Origin of the sequence: Falsiroseomonas sp., from assembly GCF_041690465.1 — a bacterium.
Taxonomy (GTDB): domain Bacteria; phylum Pseudomonadota; class Alphaproteobacteria; order Acetobacterales; family Acetobacteraceae; genus Falsiroseomonas.
In genome coordinates, this window is record NZ_JAWLHG010000033.1 from 31,892 (window position 1) to 46,957 (window position 15,066).

At 70.9% G+C, this 15,066-nt stretch carries 15 protein-coding genes; 11 read left to right on the forward strand and 4 right to left on the reverse strand.

Going from position 1 to position 15,066, the window contains the following annotated elements:
* The first annotated feature begins 44 nt into the window (after nucleotides 1-44).
* The 5 genes from ACESM1_RS23085 to ACESM1_RS23105 are packed head-to-tail and all read left to right on the forward strand — an operon-like array spanning nucleotide 45 to nucleotide 7,165.
* Nucleotides 45-2,570: an ATP-binding protein gene (locus tag ACESM1_RS23085; protein ID WP_372623568.1), complete on the forward strand. Its 2,526-nt coding sequence runs from the start codon at nucleotides 45-47 to the stop codon at nucleotides 2,568-2,570.
* The gene (locus tag ACESM1_RS23090; RefSeq protein ID WP_372623569.1) at nucleotides 2,567-2,974 is read left to right on the forward strand and encodes a response regulator; all 408 of its coding nucleotides are present in this window, start codon (nucleotides 2,567-2,569) and stop codon (nucleotides 2,972-2,974) included. Before ACESM1_RS23085 ends, ACESM1_RS23090 begins: the two co-directional genes overlap by 4 nt.
* Nucleotides 2,971-4,218 (forward strand): adenylate/guanylate cyclase domain-containing protein, encoded by a 1,248-nt coding sequence (locus ACESM1_RS23095; RefSeq protein ID WP_372623570.1) that lies wholly within the window; start codon nucleotides 2,971-2,973, stop codon nucleotides 4,216-4,218. The genes ACESM1_RS23090 and ACESM1_RS23095 overlap by 4 nt, the downstream gene beginning before the upstream one ends.
* Nucleotides 4,218-6,389 carry a SulP family inorganic anion transporter gene (locus ACESM1_RS23100; protein ID WP_372623571.1) on the forward strand — a complete coding sequence of 724 codons (2,172 nt, stop codon included), beginning with the start codon at nucleotides 4,218-4,220 and terminating at the stop codon, nucleotides 6,387-6,389. The genes ACESM1_RS23095 and ACESM1_RS23100 overlap by 1 nt, the downstream gene beginning before the upstream one ends.
* A gap of 8 nt (nucleotides 6,390-6,397) precedes the next feature.
* Nucleotides 6,398-7,165 (forward strand): hypothetical protein, encoded by a 768-nt coding sequence (locus tag ACESM1_RS23105; RefSeq protein WP_372623572.1) that lies wholly within the window; start codon nucleotides 6,398-6,400, stop codon nucleotides 7,163-7,165.
* A 246-nt stretch (nucleotides 7,166-7,411) separates the two neighbouring features.
* Here ACESM1_RS23105 and ACESM1_RS23110 read toward each other — a convergent pair whose 3' ends face one another.
* Nucleotides 7,412-7,597: a hypothetical protein gene (locus ACESM1_RS23110; protein WP_372623573.1), complete on the reverse strand. Its 186-nt coding sequence runs from the start codon at nucleotides 7,595-7,597 to the stop codon at nucleotides 7,412-7,414.
* A gap of 14 nt (nucleotides 7,598-7,611) precedes the next feature.
* On the opposite strand from ACESM1_RS23110, the gene ACESM1_RS23115 reads away from it, so the two are divergent.
* A complete protein-coding gene (locus ACESM1_RS23115; RefSeq protein WP_372623574.1) occupies nucleotides 7,612-9,180 on the forward strand; it encodes a phospholipase D-like domain-containing protein in 1,569 nt (522 codons plus the stop codon).
* Between the two features lie 325 nt (nucleotides 9,181-9,505).
* On the opposite strand, the gene ACESM1_RS23120 is transcribed toward ACESM1_RS23115, so the two are convergent.
* The 3 genes from ACESM1_RS23120 to ACESM1_RS23130 form a co-directional block, all read right to left on the reverse strand.
* Nucleotides 9,506-9,832 carry an alpha-hydroxy acid oxidase gene (locus ACESM1_RS23120; protein WP_372623595.1) on the reverse strand — a complete coding sequence of 109 codons (327 nt, stop codon included), beginning with the start codon at nucleotides 9,830-9,832 and terminating at the stop codon, nucleotides 9,506-9,508.
* Complete coding sequence (locus ACESM1_RS23125; protein WP_372623596.1) at nucleotides 9,795-9,941, reverse strand: alpha-hydroxy-acid oxidizing protein; 147 nt, start codon at nucleotides 9,939-9,941, stop codon at nucleotides 9,795-9,797. Before ACESM1_RS23125 ends, ACESM1_RS23120 begins: the two co-directional genes overlap by 38 nt.
* A 326-nt stretch (nucleotides 9,942-10,267) precedes the next feature.
* The gene (locus tag ACESM1_RS23130; protein ID WP_372623575.1) at nucleotides 10,268-10,792 is read right to left on the reverse strand and encodes an alpha-hydroxy-acid oxidizing protein; all 525 of its coding nucleotides are present in this window, start codon (nucleotides 10,790-10,792) and stop codon (nucleotides 10,268-10,270) included.
* Between the two features lie 154 nt (nucleotides 10,793-10,946).
* Between ACESM1_RS23130 and ACESM1_RS23135 the strand changes: the two genes are divergently transcribed.
* From ACESM1_RS23135 to ACESM1_RS23155, 5 genes are all read left to right on the forward strand, one after another.
* On the forward strand, nucleotides 10,947-11,711 hold the full coding sequence (locus ACESM1_RS23135; protein ID WP_372623576.1) for a hypothetical protein: 765 nt from the start codon (nucleotides 10,947-10,949) through the stop codon (nucleotides 11,709-11,711).
* Between the two features lie 45 nt (nucleotides 11,712-11,756).
* Nucleotides 11,757-12,413 (forward strand): dienelactone hydrolase family protein, encoded by a 657-nt coding sequence (locus ACESM1_RS23140; RefSeq protein ID WP_372623577.1) that lies wholly within the window; start codon nucleotides 11,757-11,759, stop codon nucleotides 12,411-12,413.
* A gap of 197 nt (nucleotides 12,414-12,610) precedes the next feature.
* Nucleotides 12,611-13,963, forward strand: a complete 1,353-nt coding sequence (locus ACESM1_RS23145) for an erythromycin esterase family protein (RefSeq protein WP_372623578.1) — start codon at nucleotides 12,611-12,613, stop codon at nucleotides 13,961-13,963.
* 160 nt (nucleotides 13,964-14,123) lie between these two features.
* On the forward strand, nucleotides 14,124-14,732 hold the full coding sequence (locus tag ACESM1_RS23150; RefSeq protein ID WP_372623579.1) for a hypothetical protein: 609 nt from the start codon (nucleotides 14,124-14,126) through the stop codon (nucleotides 14,730-14,732).
* A gap of 68 nt (nucleotides 14,733-14,800) precedes the next feature.
* A complete protein-coding gene (locus ACESM1_RS23155) occupies nucleotides 14,801-14,980 on the forward strand; it encodes a DUF3309 family protein (protein ID WP_372623580.1) in 180 nt (59 codons plus the stop codon).
* Nucleotides 14,981-15,066 lie beyond the last annotated feature (86 nt).

Genomic DNA, 15,066 nt, shown 5'->3' on the forward strand with positions numbered 1-15,066 from the left:
GCATCGCCGGCTACGCTGCCGGTCCTGGCCGGGCAGGTGCCGGAATGAGGCTGCGGCGCACCCTCTCCCTGACGCAGCGCCTGATCCTGTCCTTCCTCGGCCTGGTCACGGCCGTGCTGGTCGTGAACGGCAGCATCAGCATGTGGTTCGCCTATCGGGAGGCGACCGAGGCGGCGGTGCGGTTCGCGCAGGAGAAGGCGGATGCCGCCGCCGACCGCGTGGCGCAGTTCGTCACCGAGCTCGAGCAGCAGATGGGCTGGACCGCGCGTGCCGACTGGGCGCGCGTGACAATGGAGCAGCGACGCTACGACTTCATCCGACTGCTGCGGCAGGCGCCGGCGATCACCGAGCTGCTCTACGTCGATGGCGCCGGGCGGGAGCGGCTGCGTCTGTCCCGGCTGGAGCCGGACGCGCTCGACAGCGGCGCCGACCTGTCCGCCGACCCACGCGTACTGGGCGCGCGAGAGGCGCGCGTCTGGTACGGTCCGGTGAACTTCCGCCGCGGCTCGGAGCCCTACATGGCCGTCGCCATGGCGCATGCCGGGCGCGGTGCCGGCGCGACCATCGCGGAGGTGAACCTCAAGCTGATCTGGGAGGTCATCACCGCGATCCGCGTCGGCGGCACCGGCTACGCCTTCGTCACCGACACGGCGGGCCGGCTGATTGCGCATCCCGACATGAGCCTGGTGCTGCGCGACACCAACCTTTCCGGCCTCCCGCAGATCGCGGCCGCCATGGCCGCGAGCAGAGCGGTGGGTGATTCCGGGCGCGTGGTCGCGGCACGCGCCCTCGATGGCCGCCCCGTACTTTCGGCCCACGCGGTCATCGCGCGCCTCGACTGGATCGTCTTCGTCGAGCAGCCGAGAGCCGAGGCGCTGGCGCCGGTCTATGCCACGTTCTACCAGACCCTGGCACTGCTCGCCCTCGGCGTGCTGCTCGCGCTCGGCGCAGGCGCGTTGCTGGCGCGCCGGCTGATCGGCCCGATCCGCCAGCTCCAGGCCGGCGCCGAGCGCCTCGGCGGCGGCGCTCTTGCCGAGCGAATCACGGTCCGCGGCAGCGACGAGATCGGTACGCTCGCGCTGCGCTTCAACGAGATGGCCGAGCGCATCCAGGACGCGCAGGAAACGCTGGAACGGCGGGTGGACGAGCGGACGCGGGAGCTGCGGGAAAGCCTTGACCATCAGACCGCGACCTCGGACGTGCTCAGCATCATCTCCCGCTCGACATCGGACACGAAGCCGGTCTTCGAGGCTATCGTGAGCAGCGCAGCCAAGCTTTTCCCGTCGTGGTCGGCGAGCATCGTCATCCTGCGGTACGGGATGTTCCACTTCGAGGCGGCGGCCTCCGCCTCGCGCGAGGACGCGGCCCTGATCCTGAGCCAGATGCGTGCCGTGTATCCCTTCCCCTTCGATCCCGCGACCTCGCAGGCCTCCCGCGCTGTCCACGAGCGACGCGTCGTCGAGCTCACCGACGCCGCGGCAGAGGAGCCGCCGACGGTGTCGCGCCGGGTGCAGACGGCAACGGGCTTCCGCTCGACGACCTTCGTGCCGCTGCTCGCCGATGGTGCGGGCATCGGTTGCATCATCATGACCCGAAGCGAGCCTGGTTGCCGGCTCGACCCGGCGCAGCTCACGCTGCTGCAGACCTTCGCGGACCAGGCGGTGATCGCGATCGAGAATGCACGCCTCTTCCAGGAGGTGCAGGCGCGGACCACCGAGCTGCAAAAGTCGCTCGACGAGCTGCGCACGGCGCAGGACCGGCTGATCCAGACCGAGAAGCTCGCCTCGCTCGGCCAGCTCACGGCAGGGATCGCGCACGAGATCAAGAACCCGCTGAACTTCGTGAACAACTTCGCCGATCTCTCGGTCGAACTGCTGGACGAGCTGGAACAGGCGCTGGCCGCGGCGGGGCCTTCCCTCGCGCCTGGGCTGCGCGAGGAGGTGGCGGACCTCGCCCGGACGCTCCGCGGCAATCTCGCGAAGGTGATCCAGCACGGGCGGCGCGCCGACAGCATCGTGCGCAACATGCTCGCCCATTCGCGCGAAGGCGGCGGGGAGCGGCGTCTCGTGGACCTCAATGGACTGATCGAGGAGTCGCTCAACCTCGCCTACCACGGCGCGCGGGCCGAGAAGCCGGGCTTCAACATCGCCCTCGACAAGTCCCTCGACCCCGCGCTGGGTATGGTCGAGCTCTACCCGCAGGAGTTCACGCGCGTGCTGCTCAACCTGATCGGCAACGGCTTCCACGCGGCCTATGCGAAGCAGCTGACGGAGGGGGGCGGATTCCAGCCGACCCTCTCCGTCACGACGCGTGCACTCGACGACCAGGTGGAGATCCGTGTCCGCGACAACGGCTCCGGCATCCCGGCCGCGGTGCGGTCGCGCATCTTCGAGCCGTTCTTCACGACCAAGCCGCCCGGCCAGGGAACGGGGCTCGGCCTGTCGCTGAGCCACGACATCGTGGTCAAGCAACACGGCGGCACGATCGAGGTGGCGACCGAGCCCGGCCGCTTCGCGGAGTTCGTCGTGACGCTGCCGCGTTCCAGAGCTGCCGTGGGGAAGGCTGCGTGAGCGTGCTGGTCCTTGTCGTGGACGACGAGCCGGACATCGAGGCGCTGTTCCGCCAGCAGTTCCGCCGCGACGTGAAGGCAGGCCGATTCGACCTGGAGTTCGCCACCTCTGGCGAGCAGGCGCTTACCATCGTCGTCGAGGCGCGCGAGCGCGACATCATCCTGCTGCTGTCGGATGTGAACATGCCGGGCATGGGCGGCTTCGACCTGCTCCGTCGCGTGAAGGAGCAGCGCCCCGACCTGCCCGTGATCATGATCACCGCCTATGCCGATCCGCAGACCAGGCGCCGTGCCCTGGAGCAAGGTGCGGACGACCTCCTGCCGAAGCCCGTGGACTTCGCCAGCGTGCGGGCCGAGGTGGATCGTCGCCTGGCATCGTGGACGGGCGGGAAGCCTGCACCATGAGCCGGATCCTCGTGGTGGACGACGAGCCGGACCTCGAGGCGCTCATCCTGCAGAAGTTCCGGCGCGAGGTGCGGGACGGGGCGCTGTCCTTCGCCTTCGCGCGCGACGGCGTCGAGGCGCTGGAGGCGATCGCGCGGGATCCGGGCATCGCGCTGGTGCTGGCAGACATCAACATGCCGCGCATGGATGGTCTCACGCTGCTCGGCCACCTGCAGCGCACCGACGACCCACCGGCCACCGTGATCGTCTCCGCCTATGGCGACATGGCGAACATCCGCACCGCCATGAACCGCGGCGCCTTCGACTTCCTGACCAAGCCGATCGACCTGGCCGACCTGGACGCGACGCTCATGCGGACGCTTCGCCACGTCGCGGCGATGCGCGATGCGCGCGCGCGCCGGGCAGCGGCAGAGCGCGCGCAGGCTGCGCTGTCGCGCTACTTCTCCCCCAATCTCGCGGCGCAGCTCGCATCCGATGCGCGGTCGCTGGACCTTGCCAGCCAGCGGCGCGAGATCACGGCGCTCTTCACCGACGTCACCGGCTTCACGGCGCTGGTGGAGACGATGACGCCGCAGGCGCTCGCAAGCCTGGTCAATGGCTACTTCGCCGGCATGACCGAGATCATCTTCGCGCATGGCGGGACAGTGACGAAGATCATGGGCGACGCGCTGCTGGTGCTGTTCGGCGCGCCGGAGGAACAGCCGGATCACGCGGCGCGCGGCGTCGCCTGCGCCCTCGCCCTGGATGGCTACGCGGAAGCGTTCCGTGCGGCGCGCGCCGCCGAGGGCATAGGCTTCGGGCCAACGCGCATCGGCATCCACTCCGGCGAAGCCCTGGTCGGTGATTTCGGCGGCGGGCGCTACTTCGACTACACGGCCTACGGCGACACCATCAACATGGTCGCGCGGCTGCAGGCAGCCAACAAGGCGCTCGGCACCCGCATCTGCGCCAGCGCGGCGGTGGCCGAGCGCGTGCCGCGTTTCCAGGGCCGGCCGGCGGGCGACCTGCTGCTGCGGGGGCGGACCGAGGCGCTGCGAGCCTTCGAGCCGCTCTCGCCCGACCGCTTCGCCCTGCCATCCACCACGGCCTACGGCGTTGCCTTCGCGAAGCTCGCGGCGCGTGATCCGGTGGCGCTGCCGGCCTTCGCAGTCCTCGTCGGAGCGGCCGAAGCCGATCCCCTGGCCAGCTTCCACCTTCGCCGCCTGCTCAACGGAGGCAGTGGCGCGCAGGTCGAGATCGGCTGATGGACGCGCCACCCGCAGCCTCGCGCCAGGAAGCGCCCCGGCGCCGGTCGCAGGAGTGGATGCGCGAGGCGGGTGCGGGGGCCAGCACCGGCTTGGTCGTGGCCGCGCAGAGCCTGACGCATGGGATGCTCGCCTTCGCGCCGCTCGGGACCGGCGCGACCGCGACGGGCATGGCGGTGGCGCTTGCGGTCTCGGCGGCGGCCGGCCTCTGCGTCGCCGCGCTCGCCGCGACCCGCCCCCTGATCGGGACGACGACGGCGGCCACGGCGCTGGTCACCGGATCGCTGCTCGCGGCGGCCGAGCCGGATACGCCCGGCGCCGGCATCCTGCTGGCGATGCTGCTCGCGCTCCTCGCGGGGCTCCTGATGCTGGTCATGGTGCGGAGCGGTCTCGCACGTCTCGCCTCGCACATCCCGACGCCGGTGACGATCGGCATGGCGAACGCCGTGGTCGTGTTGATCTTCGTCGGCCAGGCGCCGGTGGCGCTCGGCATGGCGCCCGGACAGGGGCTGGTGGGCGAGGCGTTGCGCCCGGCCTCCCTCGGCGTGGCCGCGCTGGCTTTCGCCTTGATGGTCCGGCCGCTGCCGCTGGTTCCCGCACCCGTCGTCGCCTTGGCCGCGGCGACGGTCCTGCACCATGCGCTGGCCGAAGCCGGTCTGGCGGTCGGCCCGGCGGTGATGGCCGCGCCCTCGCCAGCCCATGTCGCCGACGCGGTGCTGGGCGCGTTCGGCGCCTGGCCCGCCCTCGCGGGGCGGGATGCGGTCCTGACGCTGCTGCCCGCCGCAGCAGCATCGCTGGCATTGCTCGCGACGGCCGAGACGCTGATGGCCGCCGCTGCCTTGCGCGAGCGCACCGGACGGCGCGCCGAGCCGAGGCGGGACGTGGCGGGTGCCGGAGCCGCCATGCTGGCAGGCGGGGCACTCGGCGGAGTGCCTGGGAACGCCCTGACAAGCGCCTCGGTGGCGTGCCATGCCTGGGGCGGGCGTGGGCGGCTGGCGATGCTCGTCCGCGCCCTGGTCGCGCTGCTTGCCCTGGTCTTCGCGGGCCCGCTTGTCGCGTTGCTGCCCTTCGCCGCACTGGCAGGCATGCTGATGGGAGCGGTGCTGCGGCTGCTCCAGTTGCAGCCGCTCTTCCCCAAACCCGGCCCGGGCCGCGCACGGAGGGCCGCCGACGCCGCGGTCATCGCCGTGGTCGTCGCTTCGGCGCTGCTGCTGGGCCTGATCCCGGCCATCGCCATCGGCGTGGTGATCTCCATCGGCATCTTCACCTTCGCCATGGCGCAGTCCGCGGTGCGGCGCACCATGCACAATCCGGCCGGTCGCTCACGCGTGCGGCGGCCCGCGCTGGAGGAACGGCTGCTGCGCGAGGCGGGCGACCGCATGGTGGTGCTGGAACTGCAGGGGGCGATCTTCTTCGGCAGCGCCGAGGGAATCCTGCTGCGGATCGAGAAGCTGCGTGCGGCCGGCGCTGAGGTTGTCATCCTCGATCTGGGCCGCGTGACCTGGATCGACCTTTCCGGCGCACAGCGCCTGCTGGAGGCGTGTCGCGCCTGGCCCGGCCGTGTCCTGCTGGCCCCGATGCATGCGGCCAGCCGTGCCGGGTCGGAGTTCGAGGCGCATGGCCTGCGAACGGCCTTGTCGCCCGGCGTGGGGTTCGAGAGCATCGCGGCTGCGGTCGAGGCGGCGGAGGAGACGCTGCTCCAGGCACTGCAGCCGGGTTGCCCTTCCGGCCGCGGCGCGACGGAGGTTCTACATGCGCTCGGGTTGCCACCGCGCGCGGTCGCCGCGCTGCTGCCGAGCATGCGGGAGGTCGCCTTCGAGGCAGGCGCGGTGATCTTGCGCCGGGGCGATCCGGCGGATGCGGCTTATGTGCTGCTTGAGGGCCAGGTCGCCATCAGCCTGCCGGCCGCGGCCGACCGCCCCGCCACGCGCCTGGCCGTGCTCGCGGCCGGGATCGTCTTCGGCGAATCGGCGCTGCTCGGGGCCGCGCATCGCTCCGCCGACGCGACCGCACGGCAGGCCGTGCGCTGCCTGCGCCTGACGACGGACGATGTGCAGGTCCTGAGGACGTCCGATCCCGATGCCGCCTGGTCGCTGATGACAGCCGTCGCACGGCAGCTCGCCAGCAATGTCTCGGCCGCCAACGCCACCATCGGCCGGCTCGAGGAGTGAAGCGGCGATTGGAGGACCTTGAGGGCCTGCTCGCTCGGCTTCCCTTGTCCCTGACGGCTCAGGACGATCTGCGCGCGCGCCTTTGCGCCGCGGGTCGGCACTACCGCGGCGCAGCCCATGCCGCGCTTCTTTGGCAGCACCACAGACGGTTCGCAGCGAGCCTGTGGTTGACGTCGGAGCCGTGGGACACGCGCATCGCCTGTGCCATTGCGTTTCACGATGCGATCTACGATGCACGCAGGCGGGACGACGAGGCGTCGTCGACGGCCCATTTGCGGACCGCCGCCCGCAAGGTGGATTCCGAAACGGTCCATTGGGTCTCCGGCACGATCGAGGCGACGGCGGATCACCTGATGGCGGAGCCGGACGCCGGGATCGCGCCGCAAGCCTGGAAGGCGCGCGCCTGGGTGCTCGACCTTGACCTCACCCCGCTCGGCGAGACGGCGGATGTGTTCGCCGCGAAGCCGTCATGCGCCTGGCAGCGAATGAAGCGGATCGCCGCGCGCTGGATTCCACCCGCCATGATCCGAACCTGCTGGTGCCCACTACGTTGGCTGGTCGAGAAGGAGATCCGGATCGGGCAGAGAGCGGCCGGGCACCCCTTATCCCATGGTGTAGTTGGGAGAAAGTTGCCGCCGCAGGAGCCCGAACTCTTCCGGTCGGCCCTGGTGAACCTCGTCGATCCCCGCCATCCCCTGGCGCTGCCGACCCGCCCCATGGTCGGGCCGCACCTGATCAGTAAGCGGCGACTGACGGCTGCGGCCACGGCGGCTTGAGGGGGGCTCAGGTGGCGTCGGGCTGCAGGCTCCACGGGGCGAGTTCGCCGATGCGGTTGATCGGGTGGGCGGCGATGCGGTCGAGGAGCACGCACAGACAGATGCGGCAGCCAGCGCTATTTTTCGGCTCTCGCACGACGTGCCGCTGGTGGACAACCGTCAGATCGAGTGCAGACTTCTACACCAGATCCGACATCCGTCAGCTCAATCCGATAGTTCGACACGCGAGCATTCATGCAGGTTGCATCAGGCCTCGATCACCGCGATCGCCGCCATCTCGATCAAGAAGTCAGGATGAGTGAGGCAGGAGACCTGCACGCCAGTGCTCGCCGGCGGATGCGCAGCAAAGTCCTCGCGCAGTGCCCACGCCTGCGGCCCGGCGGCGCTGCAACGTCTGGTCATGGTGCCAATTGCGCCGCTCGCAAAGCCCATGCGCCTGTCCGCGGATGACCAGCGAATCGCTCTTGCGGCCTGAAGCGCCGCTCCTCGATCCCGGACGGAACTGCTGGCGTGTGGAGACGGCGCACCGGGCCGCCTGCATCGTCGATGGGGAGGCATACTTCTCCCTGGCCAAGCAGGCGCTGCTACGGGCGCGCCACTCCGTCCTGCTCCTCGCCTGGGACTTCGCCGAGCGCGCGCGTCTCGAGCCTGGCGAGGCCGATCCCGCCGAGCCGGACCGCATCGGAGATCTGCTCCGGGCCCTTGCCGATCGCCCGGACGGCCCCGAGATCCGCGTGCTCGTCTGGAGCAAGGCCGCGCTGCTGGGGCTTCGGCGCTGGCGCTTGCCCGGCGCGCAGGCCAGGCATCTGGACGGCGGCCGTCTTCGCTACGTGCTCGATGATCGTCACCCGGCCCTCGCCTGCCATCACCAGAAGGTTCTGGTGGTGGACGACGCGGTCGCGTTCTGCGGCGGGTTTGACTTCGCGGCGAACCGTTGGGACACCCGGGCGCATCTGTCGGACGACCCGCGGCGGCACAGGCCTTCCGGCAGCCCCTATGAACCCCACCACGACCTGATGATGGCCGTGGATGGCCCCGCTGCGCGGGCACTTGGGGAACTGGCCCGGGACCGCCTGCAGCGCGCGACTGGCGAGCGGCTGGAGCCGGCGCCTCCTGGAGGTGATCCGTGGCCTGAGGCCCTCCGGCCAGACTTCAAGGACGTCCCAGTCGGGATCGCGCGAACCGTGCCAGCGTGGCGGGACCAGACGGAGGTGCGGGAGGTCGAGCGGCTCTACGCCGACGCGATCGCCGCCGCGCGTGAGACCATCTACATCGAGAACCAGTACTTCGCCTCTCCGGTGATTGCGGAGATGCTCGCGCGGCGCCTGGCCGAGCCGCACGGGCCCGAGATCGTGATCGTCAACCCGAAGATGGCCCCGAGCGCCGCCGAACGCGTGGCCATGGACAGCGCGCGTAGCGATAATGCTGGCAGGCTACGTGCGGCCGACCGCTTCAACCGCTTCCGCCTTTACGCTGCGCTCACGAGGGGTGATGCGGAGGTGATCGTCCATTCGAAGGTGATGGTCGTGGACGACCGGCTGCTGCGCATCGGCTCGGCCAACCTGAATAATCGCTCGATGGGCGTGGACACCGAGTGCGACCTGGCGATCGAAGCTGTGCCAGGCACGGCCGAGGAGGCGGTGGTCCGGCAAGCGATCCGGCGCGTCCGCGACGCACTCATCGCCGAGCAGGTCGGCGCCTCGGCGGAGCGCCTGTCGCGGGTCATCGCCGAGCAGAAATCCATGATCCTGGCCATCGAGCGCCTGAACGGCAGTTCGTCGCGTCGCCTGATGGAGTTTCCGCCGCCGAGGCCCGACGGGGCACCCAACTGGCCGCACCAAGTCCTGACGGACCCGCTCCGCCCACCCCTTCGACCGGCGCGAGAGTGGCTCGGCTTCAGCCCGAGCGCCTTGCGCCCCGTTGGCGCCGTAGCCCTTGGGGCGGCACTGATCGGTCTGGCCGCAGCGTGGTGGCTCGACAGGCGACGACACCAACGGCCTTTCGGCCGGCGCTGACCGGATGGGGCCCAGCGCGGGGGACGGGCTGTGGCGGAACTGGGCCAACATCCAGCAGTTCCGGCGTGATGGCGTGCCGCTCTGCGGCATGACTTGGTACAGCGTGACCGACCAGATCGACTGGGACATGGCACCGCGCGAGAAGAATGACCGCGTGAACCCGCTGGGGCTTTTCGACCTGGACCGGACGATCCGGCCGGTGGGTGAGGCCTACCGCAGGCTCATCGCGGACTGGTGCGACACGCAGCTGCTGCCGGACGGCCCGCTGATGCTGGTCGGCATCGACGACAGCCACTATGATCTGGACGACCGCGGCGCCGCGCATTCAGCGTGCCAGCAATTCGGGGCCGAGCTCGGCGAGCGATGCGACGCCGAGAAGACCGAGGGCGCGGTGCATGTCGTCCCGCAGGATCTCGATGGATCGCGTCACACCCTCCTGCCCCGCGGCGGCGACGCCGTAGAGCGCAGCGCGGCCGATCTGCACCGCGTCCGCCCCGAGCGCCAACGCCTTCAGCACATCCGCGCCGCGCCGAATGCCGCCATCCACCAGGATCGTAAGCCGGTCCCCGACGATGCGCCGCGCCTCGGGCAGGCTGTCGAGGCCTGCGACGGCACTATCGAGCTGGCGCCCGCCATGGTTCGACAGCACCACCCCAATCGGCGCCGATCTGCGCCGCGCGCGCGACGTCGTCGGCGCGCAGCAGGCCCTTGATGAGCAGCTTGCGCGGCCAAAGATCGCGGATCCGCGCGACCGTGTCCAGTCAAGACCCTTGTCCATCTGCGAGCGGACCCAGAAGGCGCTGTCGTAGAAGCCGCGCTTCTCCTGCGGGACGAAATCGATGATGTTCTCGAACACAGGCATGCCCCGGCGCCGCACCATCGTCGCCGCCAGCCAGCGCGGGTGCCGCGCAGCGTCCAGCATCGCGCGCCAGGTCAGGTGCCCTGGCCTCGTGAAGTGGTGCCGGGCCCAAGCGCGGTTGCCATAGATCTGCGCATCGGTCGTGACCACCAGCGCCTCGCAGCCTGCCCGCTCCGCCCGTGCGATCAGTGCTTCGCGGACCTCCGGCGGGCCGAAGACGTAGAGCAGTCACCGATGCCGCAGGTTGAGCCCGGCACTGACTTCCTCCATTGCCATGTTGGACATGGTGCTCTGCGTGAAGGGGATGCCTGCCTCGGCGGCGGCTTCGGCCAGCATTCGGTCGGCGCCCGCACGGAACAGCCCGTTCAGCCCGGTCGGCGCGATGACGAGAGGCAGCGGGAGCGGACGGCCGAACAGCGTGCCTGCAATGCTGCGCTGCGTGACGTCCACCAGTGCATGCGGCACGAAGCGCCAGGCCGCCAGTGCTGCCAGGTTGCGGGCGAGTGTCTGCTCCTCCTCGGCGCCGCCTTCGAGGTAGGACAGCGCAAAGTCCGGCAGGAAACGATGCGCCATCGCCCGCAGGTCATCGACGGTGATTGCGCGGGCGGGGTCGCGGCCGGCGTAGAGCTGCCGCGAGGGTGAACCGCCGAGCTGTGCAGGGCTCGGCGCAAGGGGCGAGAAGGCGGCGCCGGCCGAGGTTGCCGAGAACGGGATCCCGGGGCGAGCCAGATCGCGCATGGCAGCGGCCGGCATGTCGTTGACCTCCCCGCAGTCGGATTGTCGGGCGGCGTACATGATTTCGCAGCGGCCGGGCCGCAGCTGCGCAAAGCTTGGCGTCAGGCGGCGTTCCGTCCGCGGACCTTTCGGCTGCAGGCCGGCGGACCGCAGCGCAAAGATCTGAAGGGACGTGACCGCGATGCTCTGGCGCTCCTCGACACTTCTCGGCAGCGGCATCCGAGCGATGGACGGCTCGATCGGCAGCGTCTCGGACCTGCTCTTCGAGGATACCAGCTGGGCTGTCCGCTGGGTCGTGGTGGACACCGGCACATGGCTGTCCGGCCGCAAGGTGCTGCTGCCGCCCTCGTCTCTCGGAAGGCTGGAGCTCGAACCGCAGGAATTCGCCGTCGAACTCTCCCGCAGGCAGGTCGAGGAAAGCCCGGAGGTGGACTTCGACGCACCGGTTTCCCGCCAGCTCGAGACGCGGGTCTACTCGCATTATGGCTGGGGTCCCTATTGGGAGTACCCGCCGCTGATGCCTGTCGGCGTGGCGGGCGTCGCGCCGCTGCCGCTTGCGGACGAGGTGCAGCAACGCCCGGAGCGGCGCGACGAACCGACCGGCGACCCGCACCTGCGCAGCGTGACGGAGGTCACGGGCTACTACGTGCATGCGACCGACGGCGATATCGGCCATGTCGAGGAGGTGCTGGTCGAGCAGGAGCGGTGGGCCATCCGCTACGTCATGGTGGACACGCGGAACTGGTGGCCCGGGCGCAAGGTGCTGGTGGCGGCCGGATCGGTGGGCGACATCGACTGGAGCGCGCAGAAGATCAGCGTCGATCTCACGCGCGATCAGGTGAAGAGCAGCCCGGAATACGACCCCGCCGCGGCGCTGGAGCGCCGGGACGAGGAACGGCTGAACGCACATTATGGGCTGACGCCCTACTGGACCTGAGCTGGCCGATACCACGGGCCGGATTGGCGCCGCCGGGTACGGAGCATGGACCGGCAGGCCAGCGACGTGACGATCCCGCCGCTTGGCCTCGGCGGCGTCTTCGCGCGCCCCGACCCGGGCGCCAACGTCGTCGTCTTTGCCCATGGGCAGCGGCAGCGGGCGGTTCAGCCCCCGCAACCGCTTCGTCTCGAGGCGCTGCGCCGGGCCGGGCTCGGCACGCTGCTGTTCGACCTGCTCCTGCCGGAGGAGGCGGAGGACCGCCGCAAGGTCTTCGACATCCCCCTGCTCGCGCACCGGCTCGCGCAGGCGACGGAGTGGCTGCACAGCGCGCATGGCGCGGGCGGCGCCGTCCCCGTCGGCTATTTCGGCGCCAGCACCGGCGCAGGCGCCGCCCTGCTTGCGGCAGCGGAACACCCGGCCGCGGTGCGCGCGGTGGTGTCGCGCGGCGGACGTCCCGACCTTGCCGGGGTAGAGGCGCTGGGCCGGGTCCGTGCGCCGACGCTGCTGATCGTGGGCAGCCTCGATCCCGAGGTGCTGGCACTGAACCGCGAAGCGGCCGCGCAACTCGGCGCGGAGGCGGAGGTTCGGGTGGTGCAGGGCGCAAGCCATCTGTTCGAGGAGGCCGGGACGCTGGAGGCGGTGGTGGTCCACGCACGCGACTGGTTCGTGCCGCGCATCGGCCGGGAGCGTGGCCAGCCATGAGCTTCGGCAGCCACGAGCAGCCTCGCGCATGAGGGCAAGAACAGGCAGCGGAGCGGACATCCGGACATCCCGCCACTCTCGCCGCCGGGCAGGCCCGGACCGCCGCCGCCGCTGCCCGGATCCCGGCGCCACGCCGCTCCGGCCACCGCAAGGACGCGCGGCGCAAGCCCCGCGCGCGGCACAGGAGGATCCGCACCATGGCACCGCGCCAGCAGACCGGCCCTGACACGGGCGGGCGGGAGGAGGCGGAACTCGCCCGCCTGATCGGCGCCGCGGCCGAGCCGCTGCCCGATCCCGGCGAGGCCGAGGCGTTCGGCGCCTGCTTCGACCGCTTCGCCGGCGCGCGTGTCGTGCTGCTGGGCGAGGCCACCCATGGCACGAGCGAGTTCTACCGCGCCCGCGCCGCCATCACGCGCCGCCTGGTCGAGCGGCACGGCTTCACCATCGTGGCGATGGAGGCGGACTGGCCGGACGCAACGCAGCTCGATCGCTGGGTCCGCGACCGCCCGGCTGCGCCGGACGACGGCGCCGACGCGCCCTTCGCGCGGTTCCCCTCCTGGATGTGGCGCAACGCGGAGACGCGCGCGTTCACCGGCTGGCTGCGGGAGTGGAACCTCGGCCAGCCGCCGGCGCGCCGCGCGGCGATCCGGGGCCTCGACATCTACTCGCTCGGCGGTTCCATCGGATCGGTGCTGGGCTATCTCGACGCCAATGACCCGGAGGCGGCGCAGGCCGCGCGGCGTCGCTATGGCTGCCTGACGCCCTGGCAGCAGAGCCCGCAGGATTACGGGCGCGCGGTGCTGATGGGCGCGCAGGACACGTGCGAGGCGGCTGCGGTCGCGCAACTCGGTGCCCTTTTGGACGAACGCCTGCGGCGGATGGCAGAGGATGGCGAGGAGCTGTTCGACGCCCGCCAGAACGCCCGCGTGGTGCGCTCCGCCGAGCAGTACTACCGGTTGATGTACCGCAGCGGCACCGAGAGCTGGAACCTGCGGGACCGGCACATGTTCGACACGCTCCGTGCGCTGCTGGACCATGGTGGCCCGGACGCCAGGGCGGTGGTCTGGGCGCACAACAGCCATATCGGCAATGCCGCCGCCACCGAGATGGGCTGGCAGGGCCAGTTCAACATCGGCGAGCTTTGCCGGACCGCCTTCGGCGAGGAGGCGGCGCTGATCGGCTTCGGCACGGATCGCGGCACGGTCGCGGCCGCGCATGACTGGGGCGGGGCAATGGAGGTGATGCGCGTGCGCCCGGTGCGGCGCGACAGCCATGAGGCGCTGTTCCGCGCCGGCGCGCCGGCACGGTCCCTGACGCCGCTGGCGGGGCCGCACGCGGGCGAGTTGCGCGATGCGCTCTCCACGCCGCGGTTGGAGCGGGCGATCGGCGTCATCTATCGGCCGGAGACGGAGCTGCAGAGCCACTACTTCGAAGCCGTGCTGCCCGAGCAGTTCGACGCCTTTGTGTGGTTCGAGGAGACGACGGCCGTCACTCCGCTGGCCGGGGCAGGCGCCAAGGGGGAGCCGGAGACCTTCCCCTTCGGCGTGTGAGGCACGGCAATTTCAAGGTCTGGCAGCGTACCGGCTTCGGACCGTCGTCACCGTCACGGGCGCGAACGACAGGGCGCGGCGGCGTTTGCATCGGCAGGCGCGGCGTCGCGCGAAGCCCGCGAGCGCCGCCGGCATCTGCAGCTTTGGAAAGGAGATACGCATGGCGAACAGGCGAATCCGGCTCCTGTTGAGGACATCCATGGTGGCCGCTTCGGCCGCGGCCATGCTGGCGGCATCGCCGCCTGCGTTTGCCCAGCAGGCCCAGGATCGGACGCAGCCGCAGCAGCAGCGCACAGAGGCCGACGCCCAGCTGAGCCGGGCGGCCGACGAGGTGTTCCGGGCGCTGGACCGCAACCAGGGCACGGAAGCCTATTGGGACGCGATGGAGGAGGCGACGGACACGCTCTATCGCTACGGGCTCATCTCGCGCAACGTCGAGCGCTTCTACGATCGTCGCGAAAGCCGTGCCGACTGGAACTGGGACGAGCGGCGCGCCGCGATCAACCCGCGCTACCACGACCACGTCCTGGAGGTGCTGCGCCGCAATCGCGGGACCCCGGCCTACTACCAGGCGATGGAAGCTGCCTCCGACGAGCTCGAATGGGAGGGCATGGTCTCCGACGCGACCGAGGAATACTTCGACCGGATGGCTGGCCGCGCGGGCTGGGGCGGCTATGGCTACTGGCGGGGCGGCTACCCGGCCTATGGGGGCACCTATCCCTATGGCCCCTATGGCCCCGCGTACCCCGGCTACGCCGCGGGCGGCTGACCAACCGGGCGGCCCGTGCGACGCGGGCCGCCCTCGCCGCTCAAACCTGAAGAAGGAGAGGTGATCCCATGTGGGGCTTCATCATCTTCCTTGTCCTGCTCGCCCTGATCATCGCCGCCCTGCCGACATGGCCCTACAGCCGGCGCTGGGGCTATGGCCCGGTGGGCGGCGCGACGGCGCTGCTCGTGCTGTTCCTGCTCCTCGTCTGGTTCGGCATCATCGCGGTCGCCTGGCCGGGTTACTACTAGGACTTGCCGGAGCTATGGCGCCCAAGCGGAGCGTGTCCCGATCGGGTGGTGGCTGCGCCTCCCGGCGCAGTCACCCCCCCGCACGT

Coding starts and splice junctions, on each gene's coding strand:
- ACESM1_RS23150 (WP_372623579.1), top strand. CDS start 14,124: ATGGCGAACAGGCGAATCCGGCTCCTGTTGAGGACATCCATGGTGGCC.
- ACESM1_RS23130 (WP_372623575.1), bottom strand. CDS start 10,792: ATGCCGGCCGCTGCCATGCGCGATCTGGCTCGCCCCGGGATCCCGTTC.
- ACESM1_RS23095 (WP_372623570.1), top strand. CDS start 2,971: ATGAGCCGGATCCTCGTGGTGGACGACGAGCCGGACCTCGAGGCGCTC.
- ACESM1_RS23115 (WP_372623574.1), top strand. CDS start 7,612: ATGACCAGCGAATCGCTCTTGCGGCCTGAAGCGCCGCTCCTCGATCCC.
- ACESM1_RS23145 (WP_372623578.1), top strand. CDS start 12,611: ATGGCACCGCGCCAGCAGACCGGCCCTGACACGGGCGGGCGGGAGGAG.
- ACESM1_RS23140 (WP_372623577.1), top strand. CDS start 11,757: ATGGACCGGCAGGCCAGCGACGTGACGATCCCGCCGCTTGGCCTCGGC.
- ACESM1_RS23110 (WP_372623573.1), bottom strand. CDS start 7,597: ATGGGCTTTGCGAGCGGCGCAATTGGCACCATGACCAGACGTTGCAGC.
- ACESM1_RS23155 (WP_372623580.1), top strand. CDS start 14,801: ATGTGGGGCTTCATCATCTTCCTTGTCCTGCTCGCCCTGATCATCGCC.
- ACESM1_RS23085 (WP_372623568.1), top strand. CDS start 45: ATGAGGCTGCGGCGCACCCTCTCCCTGACGCAGCGCCTGATCCTGTCC.
- ACESM1_RS23100 (WP_372623571.1), top strand. CDS start 4,218: ATGGACGCGCCACCCGCAGCCTCGCGCCAGGAAGCGCCCCGGCGCCGG.